Raw genomic sequence first — 20,470 nt, 5'->3', positions numbered from 1 at the left:
TACAATGTTTGTATCGGCCGCAAGCGAAAATCATTAATATCTGAATCATAACTTATTACCGCACGCTCGCCCAGTATTCAACTCACCTCACTTTTCCTTAGGGGTGTCAGAAAAGATAGCTCAAACAGAAAAGCCCGAGGCTAGCTCGGGCTTTATTAGGCTATCAGTTGATTATGACTCTGGGAATTCGCCTTTGTTTTCTTGGCTACCTGCACTGGCCACCCAGTGTTCTTTGGGATCAAACGCTTCATCACAAAGATCAATTGAGTAACCCATTTCAAGCACTTCTTTGATAGTGAGGTTATCCGCTACTTGCGTTTTTTCACCATGCTCATTACGTAGTTCCATCGCCTTGCCCCTTTATGTCTAACAAGGATTTTCACTCTTAAGTTTAGTTGAAAACATCCTTCAAGAAGGGGCTACGAGATAAATTTTTCTCTAAATAATCTGTTCGCTTTTCAGGCTATAAGTCATTACGCGCTTAAGTACTCACATAAGTAGGCCGTAGAAACCGACACTTGTAAGTCAAACGAAGACTTGCCCGGTACATTGAATGACTCACCCGCATTGTAGGTTTTCCACTCCTGCTCACCAGCTTGTTTTACCGTTAGTGCGCCTTTTACGACTGTCATCTTTTCGGGTGCATCAGTACCAAAGGTGTACTCACCCGCCGCCATCACGCCCACGCTCGATTCGCCATCTTGTTGCGTAAAACCTAATGACTGTACTTGTCCTTCAAAGTAGCTGTTTGCTTTAATCATCCTTAACTCCGTTAATTTTTTATTTTGATTTCACTGTTTTATACGAACTCTTTAGGTTCAGCAACAACAATGTGAGGTGTAACAAAAGATCAGATTTTTGTATTATTCTAGCTTTATCCCACTGATAAACGTACAGATCTCGCCTTCCAATTAAAATCTAGAATTATTCATTAAACTAACTGAAATTGTTGGTTGTTAGTCTCTATCCATTACTTTCATCGTTCGATGTTTATTTGCGCTATTACGCATAAGCTATAATAAAAATGTGAACGTCTTGGAAAAAGTTAGAACCTAGTTCACCATTTTGTAGCTGAACATTGCGTTAATTCTCAATATCGTACAGCCTGAATTATTGCTGTATTTAACCACATGGGATACACCCTGTTACTATGACCAAACACCATGCTTTTAAAGCCTTTTTTGCCTTTGGTTTTGTTGTATTGCTAGTCGGGTTTTCTAGTCTGCTTTATGTTAGCTATCAAGACTATATCAATCCTAAGCATGTCTATGGTCGCTGGGTAGAGATTGGCGCACCGTCATACCAAAGTGATACGTTAGAGCTGAACGAGAAAGGCGTGTATAGGAATAATCGTTTGGTCGCTACGCAGTTTGATTTTGATGGTAAACGCATTGAGATTCACACTGGCAGTGGTACTACTGTCTACAGAATTGCAGGAACATTCGATTCGCCTCAACTTCAACGACTCCACCCTAACAGCCCGACACAACGGCTAATCAAAGCGGGGTATGAAGATACGGTTGACATGGAAGGAGGAGGCTCCGCCAAAAAACGCCGAGCCGCCCTATCTGATCATTTTGGGAATAAATAGTGTTTAACCCGTTAAAACCACACCTTCAGGTCGTTTAATCAAAGAAGGTTCTGGTCTTGCTAGCATGTAAGCCAACGTCAAAGGCCCAATACGACCAATCACCATCACCACAATCATGATGTATTTCCCTGGCTCAGAAAGTTCAGCGGTTAGGCCAGCCGTCAGTCCAACCGTAGCAAAAGCAGATATGGTTTCAAACAACACTTTCTCAAAGCTGGCCTGCTCTGTCAGCATCAACAAGAACATCGCTGTTGTTAATATCGCCCCACTGACGACGATGATGGCCAGTGACTTCGTGACAACTTGCCAGCCAACGGTACGCTGAAACATAACAACGTGCTTCTTCTGACGCAGAAATGTCCAGGTTGCCACAAACGCGACCGCAAACGTAGACACCTTAATACCGCCACCTGTTGAAGTAGAACCGGCTCCGATTAACATCAGAATGATCATCACGAGCAGGGCTGGTTGAGTGTATTGAGTAAGGTCAACACTGTTGAAACCAGCAGTACGAGCACTGGCAGATTGGAAGAAAGCCGCTAGCCACTGACCAGAACTAGTTAAACCCGCCATTGTCTCAGTGTTGTTACGTTCAAGCAGCCAAAACATCAGCGTGCCGATTGCCAGTAAAACAGGTGTTGCAACAAGCATGATTTTGGTGTGCAACTGAAACGCTTTGAAGCCACGCTGCCAATTGGTTGACACATCACCAATCACAGTAAAACCTAACCCGCCGAAAATAAACAAACCCGCGAGCGTGAAGATAACCAAAGGATCATCGACAAAACTCATCATGCTGTCTGAGAACAGGGCAAAACCAGCATTGTTGAAAGCCGATATGGCATGAAACAGCGCGTAAAACAGACCTTGGCTCCAGCCCATTTCTGGTACCCAACGAAATGATAGCAACACAAACCCGATAAACTCTGCGATGCAAGCAAATATGATGATGCGCTTTACTAAACGTCTTAAGTTAATTTTACGATCTTGGCCTAAAGCTTCTTTTGCTAACGCCTGCTGTTTTAATGTCAGTCGAACTCCAAACATATAGAGTAAAACGGCTGACAAGGTCATTTGACCCAAACCGCCGATTTGCATGAGCAGCATCAAGAGGATTTTGCCCGCAATGGTGAAGTGTTCTCCGGTATCAACAACACCAAGTCCGGTAACGCTGATAGCCGACGTAGCCGTAAACAATGCGTCAGTAATAGATAATCCAGTGACAGAAAAAACCGGTAATGTGAGTAGAACCGCCGACGGCAAAAGCACACCGAGGAAACTCAACAGGATGACGCGCGGCTCGGAGCCTTTTTGTTCTTTGCTGCCCGTATCTAAGGCATAGAACATATCTTTACGGCCGAACGGGTTCATAGCGTGCTCAGTTTTCTAGATAAGATATCGCTTGGACCTGCGATAATGATGAGATCCCCTATTTCTAATGCTTTGTTTAAGTCAGGAGCTTTAATCAGCTCTGGGCCACGTTTAAAACCAAGCACCTGAACGTTCTTCTCTTTACAAAGGGTAAGGTCGCCTAACGTTTTACCTAGCAGCCTTGAACCCACCACAATTTCTGTCATAGCCAAGCCTGAGCCCAGCTCTTGAAATTCAAGCACACGCTTATCCAGCATCTTTCTTGCGACTCTTATGCCCATATCACGCTCGGGCATAATGACATGATCGGCACCAATTTTACTAAGGATCTTCGAGTGAAACTTATCGTTCGCTTTGACCCAGATGTTTTTCACCCCCGCTTCTTTGACGACTAAAGTACTAAGGATACTGGCATTCACATCGGCCCCGATGGCAATCATGACCATGTCGTAATCTTTTAGTCTAAGCTCAGCAACAGTTTCTTCATTAGTACAGTTAGCCACTAACGCTTGGCTAACGATCCCCGCAGCCGATCGAACTCGCTCTTCGTCAATATCTATTGCGAGTACTTCCGCACCGGCTTGCTGTAGCTCTTGGCACACTGACAGACCAAATCGACCCAGACCAATGACAGCAAATTGTTTGTCACCTGATTTCATGGCTTTTCCTAGTATTAGATTAAGGAGATGGAAGTGTGCGCCCACAAAAAACGCTTATCAAATTGAATCCATAATCCTGACACATTTTTAACCGAATGTTTGAACCCATCGTACTTGATGCATAAACAGACTAGTTTGGGTATAGGCAAAGACTTATACTTGCGCTACTTAATTCAAAAATAGAATTGAAAAATGAACGAGTTACTCACATATCTGCCTCCGTCCATTGCCAATATGCTAAACAGCTGGGACACCAATGTACTGTTTATCACTATTGCGAGTCTCGTGGCATGGATCATTTGGCGCGTGGTGTATGGTCGCCTAGAGATTCTAGTCAGCAAGACCCAATTTCATTGGGATGACCTTACCCTAACCGCCTTAAAGACCCCGGTTAGTACCCTGATTTGGTGCTGGCCAGCGACCATCTCTCTTGGGTTTATTCTTCAAGATTACATGGGTTCAAAGTTGAATTGGCTGAGTACACTCAAGCTCATCTTGGTCATTGGGATCTTCGTTTGGATTACGATGCGGCTCATCAATAATATTGAAGAGTACGTTCTCGAAAACCAAAATCGAGATGAAACGACCGTTCAAGCGGTAGCCAAAGTCGCGCGTCTGTTCTTTATCGTTATTGGCGCGTTAACAGTCATGCAAGCTTTTGGCTTAAGCTTATCAGGCTTACTCACTTTTGGTGGTGTCGGTGGTTTGATTGTCGGTTTAGCCGCGAAAGACCTACTGTCCAACTTCTTTGGTGGGATGATGATTTACTTCGATCGCCCATTTAAGGTCGGTGACTGGATTCGTTCACCGGACCGTCAGATTGAAGGCACTGTAGAACGGATTGGTTGGCGCATGACCATCATCCGCACTTTCGATAAGCGCCCAATCTACGTGCCGAACTCCGTGTTCAGTAACATTGTCGTAGAGAACCCTTCTCGCATGCTTAACCGTCGTATCAATGAGAATATTGGTATCCGCTATCAAGATGGGGCAAAGGTTGAACAGATTGTCGCTGACATTAAAGCCATGCTTGAAAATCACCAAGATATCGATGCTAAGCAAACCTTGATCGTTAATTTTAATGGCTTTGCACCCTCTTCTCTGACCTTATTGGTGTACACCTTCACCAAGACAGTGAATTGGATTCGTTACCACGAAGTGAAGCAGGACGTGTTACTCGAGATTTATTCGATTATTCGATCACACGGTGCTGATATTGCGTTCCCAACTCAGACGATTCAGTTAGAACCACAAAAAGCAGGCGAAGAAGAACTACTAACGCCTTCTTCACTCGCTTAATCAAGATCTGCAGTCGCGATGGTTTCGCTACTGCAGAGCCACTTCTCGCTCTACCGTATCTTCTACCTTCCCCGCAATGTAGTAGAGCCAAATCATCGCCAGACAGATGATGAAACATAGGCTAAACAACCATGTCGATCCTAACCATTGGATCATCATGCCGCCCACCAGCGGACCAATCGCAAAGCCAAGAGTATAGATGCCTGTTGCACCAAAATATGAGCCACGTAAATGAGCAGGGGCTAGTCGATCTATTTGGACATTAATGGTTGGGAAGGTAATCACCTCGCCCACACTGATAATAAAGCAGGCAATTGCCCAACCAATCGCTGAATCGTTAGGTGAAATAACGAAAGCAAGCTGACCTATCGCAATGGCTACCATGCCAATCCGTGTTCGGGTAAAGAGCGGGAAAGACTCCATCATTTTTAGCAATGGGAATTGAAGCGTCACAATCGTGGCGGTGTTAACGAACATCAGCATTGCGATCAAGGTAGCAGCGTCACTGATGCCACTGCGGACAATCACCTGAGGTACCGAAGATTCTAACTGCGCATAAACAAACATAAGCAGCAAGTTAGCCAATAACAGCAAAACAAAAATCTTATCCTGACTGATCACTTTCATCGTTTGGCGAAAGTTAGGCAATGCAGAACTACTAGCAAGCTTCTCTTTAAGCGACTGTTTTCGTTCAATACCAAAGGTGATCCACAGTGCGTAAGCGAGATGAGTAAAACCCGTAACCAAGAATAAGGCCTGAGGGTTGGCCAAAGCCAGTGTCACGCCAATCAAAGGGCCAATTGCACCACCAATATTGAGCACAAAATAGCGGATATTGAGGGCCAGCTCTCGGTCTTTATGGTCAGAGAGAGAATCGCCTAAAACGGCTTTTGCTGGGCCATCAATCAAAGGATGCATTAAGCCCGTCAAAAGCACCAAAATATAGAAGTGCCACATTTGGTCGGCTAAACCAATACCACTGTATGCGAAAAACGCGATCACGCAGCCAGTGACCATCAACCACTTTCGGCCGAATTTATCAGACAAGTAACCAGAGTAAAGCCCAACACCTGAACCAAGAAGCGACGCTGCGGCAAGCATTGAGCCGACTTCAATCGCGCTGGCACCATAATCTTGATAGAGAAAAACCACCAAAAACGGCCACGCCATAAAGAAACTGGTGCGTGCGATCAGCACACCAACCAACACCGTCCAAACCGGCATATTAAAACGCCGCACTCTCTCCCACTGAAATAAGCTTTGCTCCTTCTCCATGCGTACTCCTTTACTAGCCAAATGGGTTGTCTATTTATTATTCAGCCAGTATACGCTTAGAAGGTGCAAATGAAAGTAGTTATCAAAAAAAGCCCGCATCAAGCGGGCACATTTTCAAAGGCAGTGAAAATATTTAAAATCAGAAACTTAGTGCTATTGCGGTTGAGGAACTTGAGCTAGTTTGAAGCTAGGCTCTTGCCACCAAATCATTGATTGGCTCCTCCCATTTATGAGCAAACAGTTCATAAGTAGACCTGTTAACCGGGAACAGCTGCTTTGATTACATTACTCATTTTCATGCTCTATTCGCTGTTCAAGAAAGTAAACGATGGTGTATACTTTAGTTACTCTGATTTCAAAAGTAAACATGCCCGTTTACTTTTTCTGATCTGGAATTTTTGCATGATCAAAAGAAGCGATATAAAACAAGAAGATATCATTCGTTCTGCCATTGAACTTTTTTCTCAAAAAGGGTTTGAGCAAGCCAGTATGGAAGGTATTTCAAAGCAAGCAGGAGTTTCAAAACGGACGCTTTACAAATACTACCCAAACAAAGATGCACTCTTTGAAGTGATTGTAGATAGGCTGATGTGTCGATTTGATGACCAATGTGACGTTCAATTTGAGCCTTCAGTTTCAGTCAAAACGCAGTTAACTGAGCTGACGCTGAAGCAAATGTGTTACATCAGTAATGATGATTATCAAATGACAGCACGCTTAGTTATTGCTGAATGTATCCGCTGCCAAGAAACATCTAAAGTATTGGTATCGAAATTTGAAGCGATCGAGGATTCGTACGGACTGCAAAAATGGGCCAACCAAGGCATTGACGCTGGTGCATTGGAAATATCCAATGTTCCACTCGCCATTGAGCAGTATATCGGGGCGATTAAGGCCACCTTATTCTGGCCTCAGCTTCTCACTCATACTCCGCCACCAAGTTGTGAGCAGGTTAAACAGACCATCGATCACGCGGTTGATAACTTTGTTACTGCTTACGCGACATCGAAATAGAAATAGATATAGAAATAGAAAAATGCCCTAACCATTGGTTAGGGCATTTTCGTTTGTAGAGCTTTAGAGAGTATCGTGAGTGATCACGTGCTGGTCTAAAAGTGCACTTACAATGTCTGATGAGCTGGTGCCGTCTAACGTCAACTGTGGCGCTAAATGCTCAACCAATATGGTCTGCTCACTGTCATTTTCACCGTGTAGGGTTAATTCAATACCGTCACCGTCAACCACTTTCGCATCAAGTTTTTGTAGCAAGGTCGTCATGTCGATATCGGTTTCTTTTAGCTCAGGAAGCACATCTCTCAAGTCGATCTGGTCACCTTCTGATAGCTTAAAGTCGGTAATAGTGTCGGCAGCACCATCATCAATCTCATGCCAGATAAAGGTATCTTCACCTGTGCCACCAGTAAGAATATCCGAGCCTAGACCACCATCAAGAATGTCATTACCAGCTCCGCCAATTAAGGTGTCATCGCCTGCTCCTGCTATCAAGGTATCATTACCCTCGCCGCCAATGAGCAAATCATCTCCACTCCCGGCCGTTAAGATATTAGCGTCATCACTACCATGAAGCTGTAGATCATCAGTCTCAGAAGATTTGTTAATATCTGCATCGGCATCGGCAACCACATCAAACGATAATGGGATTGGCGCTGACTTGGCTTCCTTACCATCTGTCTCTGTCGATACTGCAGTGACGTTAAAGGTATAGTTGCCTTCTGTAGCCCCAACCACTTTAAGGTCGTCAATCGCACCTGCTGGCACTATCCACATATCAGCTTGGTTATCGTAAGTGATGCCAGACGCGCTGCTGGTTAAACTCGCTTCAGGCGGAAGACCACTGATTTCAAGAGTAAGAGCTTCATTGATATCCGTTAACGCCGCCATGATGCCCACCAATGCGATACCGCTTGAGCTTGCCGCTACACTGGTGGTGATATTGCGTACATGGTTAAACGACGGCTCAATGGATAAAGTTGGCGCGTTAGCAACCGGAGTCACTGATATCACATAGTCTTTAGGATCCGCATCCAAGGCTAACCCTGATGGATTCCCGCTGTCTTTCGCTGTCACTTGCAAGTTGATACTGTCGACTGGGGACAAGCTCGCATCAATAAACAGACCATTTGGTGCATTTGGCTCGTCCAGCAGTGCATTTAGCTCTGTCAGCGTTCCCGTTAATGTGACCGTGCTTGTCCCTTCACCCGAGATCGCCACATTAGAATCGTTTGGTTGAACGAGAGTCAAAGCGCCGTAGTCGACAGTGATAGTCACGGTCATAGGGTCATCGGCATATTGATCCACATAGTCAATATCCGACACACTGATCCCACTGATTAGCTGATTTGGCGACTCATCAATGAGTGTGGTGATATCAGAAATATCGATCTCTGGTTTGTCGTTCACGCCAATCACAGTGAGAGTCACTTCACCGCTGTCTTGTTTGAAATCATTGGCACCATTTGTCGTGCCGTTGTCTTCAATCACATAACTGATCGTCACTTTACCGTTAAACTCTGGCGCAGGTTTAAATGTCCAATACGTACCATCATCACTCAGAGTTAACGTACCTTGCTCTGGCGGTACCGTGATTGAATCGACTTTCAAAGTATCATTATCAATATCACTACTCGCTGCAATTAACTGCGCCATAGTGATTTGAATCGAACCGGTATCCTCTTCAATAGAGCCTAGATCCAGATCTCCTGCTACAGGTTGATCGTTAACTTCACTGACATTAATGATGAAGCTGGTTTGATTGCTCGAAGAGGTTGTTGAATCGCCAGGGTCAATCACACCATTGTTGCCGCCATCATCGACGGTAGCGGTGACCGTTACTGGGCCACCTGAGTTCAGGTCGTTACTGTTGAGATCCGGCTTGAAGATAACAGAATCCGCACCAAGCGCACTGTTGATATCAGCTAACTTACCAGTCAGAACTAAGCTACCATCAGGTTGCAGCTCAAAGTTAACGCCCACGTAAGCCGTAAACGCTAAGCTACCTTTATCAACTTGTAGCGTTAGGGTGTATTCAGCATCAGGGTCATCATAGGTGGCATCAATATCAGCGATGGTGAGGTTATTAATGGCAACACCAGTAATTGTGTCTTCCTCAGTAGCAAGATCAGATATCACTTCAAATGTTGGTTGGTCGTTGACCGGATCGATAACAAGTTCGACATCAAATTCATTCTTATCACCCAGATACTCAGTACCACTTGCGTCTCGATCGACTGCTTGTACGGAAATGTGAATTGGCTCTGTAATGCCATCGACATTGCCTGTATCACTATTATGTTCACCTGAGTTAAAGATAATTTTGTCTAAGCTCGATGCGGCAATGTCTAGCGTCCAAACTCCGTTTTCAAAACTTGCTAAACCGCCATCTGGATAGTAGATCTTCGCATCATCAGGCACATTGGTCACTTCAACACGCAACGTCTCCGGCGCATTTTCAGTATATGTACCACTGCCCGTTGCCGTATCAGCGTTATCAATAGCAAACGCATTGATGTCGATATCAATATTCTGGCCTTCTAGCCCTGAAATACTGTCTGTCGCATCGACATCAACAGCATCACCCTCTGGCGTCACAGTTAGCACGAAGTTAGGCAGATTGGCCGCTTCCGTAGGTACGCCTAGCAAATCTTCTTGAATGTAAACCGTCATGCCGAACTCAGCAGTACCACTGAAGTTTTTCGGTGGGTGAATCAGGATATCACTCAGATCCAATGGGCTCTCTGCATCTTTTGGAAGCTTAACGCTCCACTCACCGCCGCCATTGTTCTTGACTTCATACTCGCTGTTCTCTTTTGTAACCAACACGAACCCATCCGGAATTCCTGTTAATTTCAAAGAAACAAAGCTCTCTGAGCCATCATTGTCAGTGAGCTCAACGTTCACTGGGCCAGACGCACCAAGAGAGATCTCAGTATCTTCTAACCCTGTCAGTTCAATGGTATCAGCGTCACTTCCTGGCCCTGTGACAATAACGCCATCAACAACCGGTTCAACGTCAAAGCTCACATCCGCTTCGAACGGTTTGGTATCGCTTGCTGTACCATCTGGATCAGCGAGATCAAATGTCGCTGTATCCGTTACGGTACCGGTTACTTTGATATTGATGGTGTTGCCGCCATCTTTACTTGGGTAGTTGAGATCGGGTCTGAACAAGATGTTATCCAGTGCACCGGCTTCAATCTGACTTTGATCAAAGGTAATGCTAGAACCAAGTGCCGCACCGGACGCGTCGTAAAACTGACCTGGTGTACCGTCTTCTAGCGTCAGTGTCACAGAAGAGACGACCTCTTCACCACCCTCAAGACCGGTCACTTTGTCCGCTAAGGTGTAGCCCAGATCGAGCTTGATGTAGCTGTCTTCGAACCCTTTAGCGTCACCAGTTTGGGTAATGACGTTCATGTCATCATCCAGTGATTCAACAATGTCCAAGGTGATTTTAGGTACTTTTGCCGTGACATCAGCGACAGGACTTACATTCACCACAACAGAATCCAAATCATTGGTCTGACTGTGACCTGATAGCGTATCCGTTGCTATGATCGTAATCGGCAACGAGAAGTCACCTGAATAGTCTTTTGGTAAGGTTAACTGTAGCCCATCCAACGAACCGATGTTGCCATCTTTATCAATGGTCGTGGTAAACACATATTGGCCATTAGTGAAATCAACATTCGCGCCAGAAATACCAATATCGAACGTCTTGCCATTTTCGGTAAACGAGTCATCAATCACAATCGTGAGTGTATCAGGCGTATCGTCACCAGAGCTCACTGAAAGTAATGGTTTTAGTTGTGCGCCAAGGTCCAATGTTGTGTCTTCCGTGCCGAGTATGATGCTGTTATCAGCAATATCGACGAACGCACCTTTCGTACCGATGTCTTCAACGTACTCAGGGAAAGAGAGCGTTACCGAGGTTTCGCGCTGAGCAACCAAACCAGGTGTACGTTTCGGATCATCGATATCACCTTGATCAATCACCTGAGCATAAATGATGATATCGATGTCACTGATACCATTGAGATCATCATCCTCCGGTTTGTCCGGCGTTAAATCTAACCCTGCAGGCGCATTGATGCTGAAATTCTCTTCATCAACGATGACCCAGCGACCATTACCTTCATAGACTGCCCCCGTAATAAAGAGCTGATCCATAATGGCTTCGTCTTGGTTCTCGAATTGAATAACGAGCTGAGTAACCAGTTCTGTCGATTCATATTGCGTATCTGTCGCATCGGTCTCTTGATAACGAATGATGTATTCGCCCTGCAAGTCAGCAGAGTCAGCATTGGTGGTAAAGCGAATCACACCTTTATCATCCGCCGTGATTTTGTTTACTTCATCACCCACAACATCTTGGTTTTCGTTTTCAACCACTAAGCGGTTTGACCCATCAACCCTTTCAACAATTGGCGTAACATCGACCGCAATGGTGCCGGTAATCGTGCCGGTTACACGACCACCTTCGCCAACAATATCATCGCTGGTGTATTCATGATCGCGTTCTTCAATATTGACAATAGTGGTGAGGTCAAAGTTAGTACTTGAGTCTTTCGGCAACGTGATTTGAACAAAGTCGCTGTTCAAAGCAATGTCTGAAAACTGTTCCGGCGTTTGGCTATCGAGTGGTGTGATCGTGATTTTGCCAGTATCACTATCGAAACTCCAATTCACATTACCGTTAATCGCAACCTGAGCACCGTCAGGTACGCCATTGATCTCTATCGAGGTAAAATGCTCATCAGAGTCTGGGAAGCGATTTTTCTCAGGGTACCAATCGATATCGATTGGCGTGTCTTCATAGCCTGACGCGGTGTTGGTATAGGTATCTTTGGCATCAATCACTGGCTCAACTTTCACTCTGACTTCTTGCTCAAAACTCAAAGTGTGGCCGTCATTTTCCGTGACGATCACCGTCGCTTTAATATGAATGTTTTCTGTTGAGGATGCCGCCGGCTTAATAATAATACCGGTATCATCATGAATACCTGTAATGTTGGCTTCGTAGATCGGTTTAGACGTATCCGGCTGTCCATCTGGACCGGTTTCATAGCCTGTGAAGTTCAAGTCAATGACATCTCCATCTGCGTCTTCTAAGATCACGCCTTCGGGAATACCCGACAAAAGTACCGTCAACGATTCTGAACCATCCTGTGGTTTCGTGAGTGCTTCGCCTGAAATCACAGTAAAGTTGAGCTCGGCAACAGCGTCTTCTTTGATGGTTATTTCGACACCGCTGACACCATTATCTTCAAAACCTGACCAGTCAGAACCAAGGGTATTGCCTCTCGGAATATCCGCTACACCAGTGACTTCAACATTAACGGTTTTAGTGCCCAGCACTTCTTCATCAACGTGTACGGTTCCGTCAGAAAGCAATGCACTGTCTTTAACGACGCCTGTTACATCAAATTTGAAGTCAATGTTACTGTGCAGCTCTGGAATGACCTCTACATTCACAAGTTGGTCGTATGGGATCTCTTGGTAAGTCACACCATCCACGGTGACTTCGGTGATCTGGCTGTCGCCGTCTCCGACCCATTTTAAACTTGCACTTTCGGTGATGTTGGAGATACGAATATGCAAAGATTCAGAGCCATCGACGTCTACTGATGGCTTCATATCAATCACTTGATCAAGCGTAAACGGCTTATGGTTGTCATCAGGGCCGATGTAATCAGGATCCTTAATATTGTCTTCATTGATCTTGATTCGGCTAACACTAAAGCTGCCTGCATCCGCATCTGGCGTGACATCAATGATAAGTTCTTGAGGCTCTGAGCGTGCCTCAGATTTATCAACTGTACCCTCGTTGTACGGGTTCTTCGTTTCTTCTGTTACAGCCACCGCTTCAAAACGAATTTGCCCTGAGAAGTGTTCATTTGGCTTAACTTGAATTGAATTGATATCGGCTGCTGAGATGGTGTAAACGCCACCCTCTGGAGTCAAGGGTTGGCCATTACTTCCAAGCAACTCAAACTCACCGGCACCTTGGGTCACTTCAAGCTCATAAGTAATGGTCTCTGGATTGCTGATATCTAGCGTACTGGCGTCCAGTTTAATTTGAACATTGCCGTCATCTTCTGCAACTTGATATTCATATTGGCTATCAGCATCAATCCAAGTCGCGATATCAGCAACGCTATCCACTTCAATTCTGAAATTGGAGCTTACGGTGTGATCGTCTGTCCCGTTATTCCCGATCTCAAGGTCATAATTGATTTTAACGCCCTTATCGTTCGAGGAGTAATGACGGTCAGGCACAAAATAGAGGTTAGTGATCGTTGCAATGGTATTGTTGCCGCTGTCAGTTAAGCTTTGCTGTAACAGTGGCGCAGATAGGATCAAATTACCGGTTGCCGGATCGACTTCAAGTTCATGATACACATCGCCATCTTTGTAATAGAAGGTGCCGTTATGACTGCCCGCTTTAATGGTGAGCGTATTAATAGACTCACCATTATCGTCATCAAATAGGTTGACCGCTAATGCCACATTCGCAGGAGCAACTTGTAGATCCGTTTGGTTATCTTCGTTTTCTGAACGCTCTGGTTCATCACCCGTCGCATAATTAATGCTGCTATCACGACCAGAGTCTTCGAAGGTTTGCACCGTCAGTTTGATCGGTTTTGCATCTCTATCTGTGATGGTGATATCGAGTGGTGCTGTCGAGGTATCTAGGTCACCATCTGTCGCCGTGACATCGATAGTAAATTCAATGTTGCTGCCATCATGCTCTAGATAGTTATTGGCCTTAAATTCGATCTCACCATTGGAGTCAACTTGCAACACGCCAAGCTGTCGTGGTGGGTTACCATCATTAAGATCCTGATAAACCCTTATGGTCTGTGACCCTTCGCTTAAATCAACCGAATCAACGTAAGAACCGCCAGATCGGAATACAATCGATGAGCCATCTGCTGTATCAGTTGTACCTTCTAATTTAGTCAGTACAGCCCCATCAGCGCCCATATCTGTAGCGGAGTCAAACATATTGACCGTTGAGCCTTTGTAGCCTTGACCCTCGAAACGAGTAATACTTTGCTGAGTCAACTCAGGGATATCATCGACTACACGAATTGGAAGAGTAATGACGTTACTTTCATCGCCATCATAATCGGTTGCCTTGATGCTTAAGCTAATATCAATGGCATTTTCACCACTGCCACTCGCATGTTGCAGTGGTTCAAGTAACTCAAACTTATAACTATTGTCGTCTGTATCGAAGGTAATGGTAAAGACTGGCGTCCCTGAAGCCGTTTGTGCGGTATAAGTAAATGTCGTACCGCTAGTGGAGACTGGCGCCCATACAAGGTTTTCACTGCCAGACACTAAACCATCGATAGCATTATTTGCGTCAACCAACTCATATTTAACCACGCCATCGGCGCCTTCAGTTACATCGAACGTACCGCTAACTTCCGGACGCTGATTCTGATCAGAACCTATGGTAGACAGATCATCTTCGTCCACCACTTTTGTCTCGGTAATATCCTTGATGGTTGGTTTGTCATCGACCACTTCAATCGGTAGACGGATCGGCTGTGATACGTCGCCATCGCGATCTAATGCCACTACGTCAAATGGAATGGTTAAGCTATCTTCACCTTCGGCATGATCAAGTGCCTTAATTTGGCTGTAGATGTAACTACCATCGCTAAATAACTCAAGAGTAAACACCACAATGCCATTCGCCACACCGTGATAAACGGTCGGCCCAGTAGCGTCACTAACATCTTTGATCTCGACATCCACACCACCCGATTTCAGACCACTTTCAGAGGTGTTGATATTAGTTAGCTCATACTTGACGACGGTATCAGCGCCTTGATTGGTATCGAAGGTGCCTGTAGCAAACGCCTGCCCCGGTGAAGAGCCGTTGATGGTATCGTCTTCGTTGACGGTAAACGTGCTGCCATCAACAAAGTCATCAATGTTAGCCATATCATCGCCAATATTGACCACCAAATCATGATTACCTGACTCATCGCCATCTCGATCTACTGCGTAAATAGGTAACTTCACTTCAAGGTTCTCTTGACCTTGATTAGCGTGATCAACCTCTTGCAACAACTCAAACTTATATTTGCCTAAATCAGCTTGATCAAAACTTACTTTAAAGACATCAATTTCGGTATCCACACCGTTGATTTCTTTAGTGATAAAACCGCGATATACCCCAGTAGAGAGCTCTTCTATCACCACGCGCTCGCTATTCGAGTACAAGCCTTGATTGGCTGGAAGCAGGTTAAATGCTTCAACATCGATATGAAACTCAATCACATCATCGCTACCAGTTACGACAGTGATTTTACCCTCAGAGACATAATCGGTCGGACCGACTTGAGAGCCACCATCGGTTAAGCCAGCTTCATATACATTGGCTTCAGTGATCTGAGTGATCACCGGGTCTTGCCCATCTTTGATCACTAAGTCGACTGTGCTGGTTGTCTTATCACCATCTTTATCGGTCACTGTCACGACAATGGTGTGCTCGATGCGATCATCATCTGGGTGGATACGCTCAGCATTTGGCTTAAATGAAACTTGACCATCAAGGGTAACCACCAATACACCATCGGTAACAGAGTATTCGGTTTCACCGTCAACCAATGGTACATCGACCCCATCAAAGGTGACTTTGCTAACGGTTGCTTGGTCGGCACCTGCTTCTGTAATCACATTAACAACTGTACTCTGCACCGTGTCACCAATCGTTGGCTCGGTGACTGTGATCTCGCCATCCGCCACGACTTGGATATCATCACCTACTTTGATAATAAGATCTGAACGCGCAGACTCGTCTTTATCGCTATCAGTAGCAAAAATAGGTAGAGAGATAGTCGAGAAATCATTAGCAGCTGCACCACCTTGTTTAGGTTGGTCGATCTCTTGAAGTAGCTCAACTTTGTAATCGGAACTAAACTCAGTCCCTGACATGCTCACTGCGCCAATGGTCACCTTGAGCACGTCAACTCGAGTCCCATTATCAAGGGTGATATAACCCAAATAAACGCCTGGTTGACCACCTACGGCCTCAAGCACAATGGTTTTACCCTGAGAGGTGATAGGGTCATTTTGCTGCGCACTTGCAAACGCATTGAGATCAACTTCGAATCCTGTGACCTCATCGCTACCTAGCTGACCGACTAAGGTGCCCGAAAACTCAGTGTTGGTTTGCCCTGCTGCGCCCGAGCCATCAGTCAGCCCCGCTTCATAAACGGTTGCTTCGGTGATACTAGTGATAACTGGGTTTTGACCATCGGTAATGGTTAGCTCAACCGTGCTGGTTAGCGCATCCCCATCTTCGTCAGTGGTGGTGACTTTAATGGTGTGGTTACGCTCTTCACTGGCTGAATGGTCAAGATCGCTATCTGGAATAAATGAGACTTGCCCGTCTAGAGTAATCACTAACTTGCCATCAGTAACAGGATACTCTGTTTCACCATCAATCAATGGGACAGGCACACCGTCAAAACTGACCGAGCTCACTTTAGCTTGGTCAGCGCCCGGTTTAATCAGAACATCTAAAGCGTCGCTTTGGTTTGGGCTGCCAATGGTAGATTCAACGACTGAAATATTGCCGTCACTCACGACTTGGATATCATCGCCCACTTTGACCACAAGATCAGCGCGCGCTGACTCATCGTTGTCAGCGTCCGTTGCAAAAATTGGCAATGATATGGAGGTAAAGTCTAGGTCTTGTGCGCCACCTTGATTCGGTTGGTCAATCTCTTGCAGCAATTCAACTTTGTAATTTGAGCTAAACTGTGTGCCATTCATGCTCACAGCACCCAAAGTAACTTTGAGTACATTAACTCGCGAGCCATCGATGGTGACATAGCCCATGTATACGCCCGGCTCACCGGAAACTGCTTCAAGAACAATGGTTTTACCTTGAGCGGTGATTGGGTCAGTTTGCTGCGCAGCTTCAAACGCTTGCAGATCGATCTGCACATCAGCTACGTTGTCGCTACCCAATTGACCGGTCAAGACACCGTCGAACACGGTGTTGGTTTGACCGACTTGAGTGCCGCCATCAGTTAAGCCCGCTTCATAAACGCTCGCTTCAGTGATATTGCTAATTACCGGATTCTGGCCATCTTTAATCACCAGATTAACGGTACTTTCTAACTTATCGCCATCTTGGTCGGTCACAGTCACAACGATAGTGTGCTTGATCTCTTCAGACGTAGAATGATCCAGTCTACTTTCAGGAATAAAGGAGACGTTACCATCAGGGGTGATAACCACTTTACCTACTGTCACCGAGTTACTATCAGTGACTGAGTACTCTGTTTGGCCATCTTGCAGGGTATAAGACTTTCCATCAAACGTGAACGACGTAACTTCGCCTTGGTCAGCCCCCGCTTTGCTGATGATTTCAATCACATCACTTTGATTAGGACTACCTATGGTCGATTCAACCACTTCAATGTCACCGTTGGTTACGACTTGAATGTCGTCACCCACTTTGATGATAAGATTCGAGCGCGCCGATTCATCGTTGTCCGAGTCGGTAGCAAAAATAGGGAGAGAAATCGAAGTAAAATCGTTGGCCGCCGCACCACCTTGTTTTGGTTGATCTATCTCTTGTAGAAGCTCAACCTTATAGCTCGCGTTAAAAGTGCCGCTTCCCTCACTAACCGTACCTAGAGTCACTTTAAGCACATTGACTCGTGTACCATCATCGAGCTTGATATACCCAAGGTAGACACCTGGCTCTCCATCGACCGCTTCAAGGGCAATGGTTTTACCGTGTGAGGTGATTGGTGAGTTTTGCTGCGCAGTCTCAAAAGCATTAAGGTCAATCTGTAAGCCAGTCACCTTATCACTGCCTAGATTACCGCTGAGCGTGCCAGTAAATTCAGTTTGGGTTAGCCCCACTTGCGAACCATCACCGAGGCCTGCTTCATAAACGGTTGCTTCAGTAATCGCGGTGATTTCTGGGTCGTCACCATCGGTAATGATTAGCTCTACATTACTGGTTAGCTCATCGCCGTCGTTGTCCGTTACCGTGATAACAATATCGTGCTTAATTTGTTCCTTGGTCGAGTGATCGATGTTGCTACGCGGTACAAACCACACTTCACCATCCGCTGTCACATGTAAGATACCATGATCAACAGGGTACTCTGTTTGCCCTTGTTGGTATTGCACATCCACATCATCGAAAGTCACAAACGTCACTTTACCTTGGTCTGCGCCGGCTTGCTCAATTACATCAACGACATTACTGGTTTGTATTTCACCCAGCGTTGGCTCAACTACATTCAAGTTGCCGTCAATCACCACTTGAATATCATCGCCGACATTCACCACCAGATTTGAGCGTTCGGATTGATCATTGTCTGCATCAATAGCAAACACTGGCAGTAAGATTGAAACCTGATCTTGATCGCCAGATTGGCCATTATTTGGTTGGTCAAGCTCCTGCAACAACTGGACCTGATAGTCAGCACGAAATTCAGTGTCACTTGTCGTCACATCACCAAGTGTTACGGTGAGCACATCAATTCGAGTCCCATCTAAGGTAATGTAGCCAATGTATTTACCCTGTTCACCTGCCAACGCTTCGAGAACAACTGTTTGCCCTTGTGAAGTAATCGCCGAGGATTGAGGGCCGTTGTTAAATGCATCGACGTCGATTTGTATTTCGTTAACGATATCACTTCCAAGATCACCAACCAGTGTCCCTTCAGCGAAGGTGTTAGTTGGCCCCTCACCAGAGGCACCATCTAAGCCCGCTTCATAGAGTGTTGCGGCATCAAGCGAACTAAAATCTGGCTGCGCTCCATCACTAATCGATACTTGGGTATCAATCGGAGTTCTAATTGGATTACCACCGCTGTCATTACCAGTAATATCAAATGAGATCGTGATCTGATCATCTGAAAAGGCCACTTGTCCTCCACCAACAGAAGGTAGATGGTCAATGGGTTGGAATATGGTTGTAGTTACATCAAGGGTAATATCGTCGCCTAAGCTGGTTGCATCAATAGTTATAGTGAGTACTTCCTCACCATTTAATGTACCAATTATGGCGTTCTGCCCTGCATCATAAGTGAAGCTGACCGACTCTCCGTTAGAGGTAATGTCAGAGTTAAGCTCAGCAAGAAGAGAGGAAAGCGAGAGTGTGTCAGGAACAAAAGAATCTGGGTCTAAGGCTAAACCACCAGCGAAAATCGTTGCTGTGCTTACGGAAGAAACAGGGTAGCTGCCTTGAGACAAGTTACCTTCAACCAAGTTAGTTTGAAGGCTTTCTCCGCCTGCAGCGAAAATGAAAGGTCGAAGGCCATCTTGTTGATTCACTCCAGTGTTCGAGCTATCGATACCACTGGTTTCAAATAAGGTGCTGGCGAGAACTTCAACACCTGTCGCTTCGATGGTTGCTAAACCAGAAATACTTGAGGAGAGCCCATTCAAGCCTGCAGCGGTTGCTTCTAAAATAGCCGTTGGATCGGCACCATCTAAAATAGCTTGCTGAATAGCGGCAAATTCATCTTCACCGACTTCAAGACCATCGATTTGTGACAGGTCAAAATTCACTTCTTCGGCAAGTGGTGCGGTTGTCCAAAGGTCATCTTGAGATTGACAAGCAACACAATTTTCGCCTACTTCAAACGCAACTGGGGCGGCGTCCATGACTATTTGAGCTTTGTTCGCCGTGATGATGATTTCATCCGCCTCAATACGATCCCCCGGCAAAAGTCTGCGAGCACTGCCACTAGGAGCAACTGCAATAACTTCACCTTCAACTTCTTTAGCAACGGCTGCTTCGCGTACAACTTCCACGTTCATATGGTCTCCTCGCGCCTCAATTGAACTGGCTAGGCTGAAACAATTTGTTGTAATTTTCTTCGCCCATTGCAACATAACAAAATAGCTTTTTATTTGCAGCCCTTTGTTTTTGTTTCAAAAAACAGACTTCGCTTTCTAAGTATAGGTTATATAAGGGAATTCGCGCCTTAATGTGACTAAGGTTTCATTTTTTATAAATTAGTTTGCTTAAAGTATCAAAGGTGAGACTTTATAAAGAGCGTATTGAAGGGAGGATAAAAGGGAAGAAGAAGCTGAAGGATAGATGTTCTATCCGAATTTCAGGCAAAAAAAAACGGGCATACATGCCCGATTAATATGTTAAATAACACAAAGCCTGAAATGCGCAATCCATTACGCTGAGAACCATTACCCAATTAGAATACCATTCTTTATATTATTTACAATATGCCATTCAATGTTT

Annotated in this window: 9 protein-coding genes; 3 read left to right on the top strand and 6 right to left on the bottom strand. The window is 45.3% G+C overall.

Annotated elements, in window-relative coordinates:
• Positions 1-171: 171 nt before the first annotated feature.
• Both EJ063_RS20990 and ppnP read right to left on the bottom strand, forming a co-directional pair.
• A complete protein-coding gene (locus EJ063_RS20990) occupies positions 172-348 on the bottom strand; it encodes a hypothetical protein (RefSeq protein ID WP_167469870.1) in 177 nt (58 codons plus the stop codon).
• 125 nt (positions 349-473) lie between these two features.
• Positions 474-761: a pyrimidine/purine nucleoside phosphorylase gene (ppnP, locus tag EJ063_RS04590; RefSeq protein WP_126572818.1), complete on the bottom strand. Its 288-nt coding sequence runs from the start codon at positions 759-761 to the stop codon at positions 474-476.
• 389 nt (positions 762-1,150) lie between these two features.
• Here ppnP and EJ063_RS04585 point away from each other — a divergent pair, with 389 nt between their 5' ends.
• Entirely contained in the window at positions 1,151-1,591 is a 441-nt protein-coding gene (locus EJ063_RS04585) for a DUF2850 domain-containing protein (protein WP_126572817.1), read from the top strand.
• 3 nt (positions 1,592-1,594) lie between these two features.
• Here EJ063_RS04585 and EJ063_RS04580 read toward each other — a convergent pair whose 3' ends face one another.
• Both EJ063_RS04580 and EJ063_RS04575 read right to left on the bottom strand, forming a co-directional pair.
• Entirely contained in the window at positions 1,595-2,962 is a 1,368-nt protein-coding gene (locus EJ063_RS04580) for a TrkH family potassium uptake protein (RefSeq protein WP_126572816.1), read from the bottom strand.
• Positions 2,959-3,621: a potassium channel family protein gene (locus tag EJ063_RS04575; RefSeq protein ID WP_126572815.1), complete on the bottom strand. Its 663-nt coding sequence runs from the start codon at positions 3,619-3,621 to the stop codon at positions 2,959-2,961. Before EJ063_RS04575 ends, EJ063_RS04580 begins: the two co-directional genes overlap by 4 nt.
• 192 nt (positions 3,622-3,813) lie before the next feature.
• On the opposite strand from EJ063_RS04575, the gene EJ063_RS04570 reads away from it, so the two are divergent.
• Positions 3,814-4,920, top strand: coding sequence for a mechanosensitive ion channel family protein (locus EJ063_RS04570; RefSeq protein ID WP_126572814.1), 1,107 nt, complete (start codon positions 3,814-3,816; stop codon positions 4,918-4,920).
• A gap of 27 nt (positions 4,921-4,947) precedes the next feature.
• Here the strand turns inward: EJ063_RS04570 and EJ063_RS04565 are convergent, their stop codons facing one another.
• Positions 4,948-6,195: an MDR family MFS transporter gene (locus EJ063_RS04565; protein WP_126572813.1), complete on the bottom strand. Its 1,248-nt coding sequence runs from the start codon at positions 6,193-6,195 to the stop codon at positions 4,948-4,950.
• 402 nt (positions 6,196-6,597) lie between these two features.
• On the opposite strand from EJ063_RS04565, the gene EJ063_RS04560 reads away from it, so the two are divergent.
• Positions 6,598-7,209, top strand: coding sequence for a TetR/AcrR family transcriptional regulator (locus EJ063_RS04560; RefSeq protein ID WP_126572812.1), 612 nt, complete (start codon positions 6,598-6,600; stop codon positions 7,207-7,209).
• Positions 7,210-7,272: 63 nt separating this feature from the next.
• On the opposite strand, the gene EJ063_RS04555 is transcribed toward EJ063_RS04560, so the two are convergent.
• Positions 7,273-20,028 (bottom strand): retention module-containing protein, encoded by a 12,756-nt coding sequence (locus EJ063_RS04555; RefSeq protein ID WP_126572811.1) that lies wholly within the window; start codon positions 20,026-20,028, stop codon positions 7,273-7,275.
• Between the last annotated feature and the right edge of the window lie 442 nt (positions 20,029-20,470).

The organism is Vibrio aquaticus, from assembly GCF_003970385.1.
Classification (GTDB): Bacteria; Pseudomonadota; Gammaproteobacteria; order Enterobacterales; family Vibrionaceae; genus Vibrio; species Vibrio aquaticus.
The sequence above is the reverse complement of the archived record's forward strand: the minus strand, read 5'-3'. Positions and strand labels throughout refer to the sequence as shown.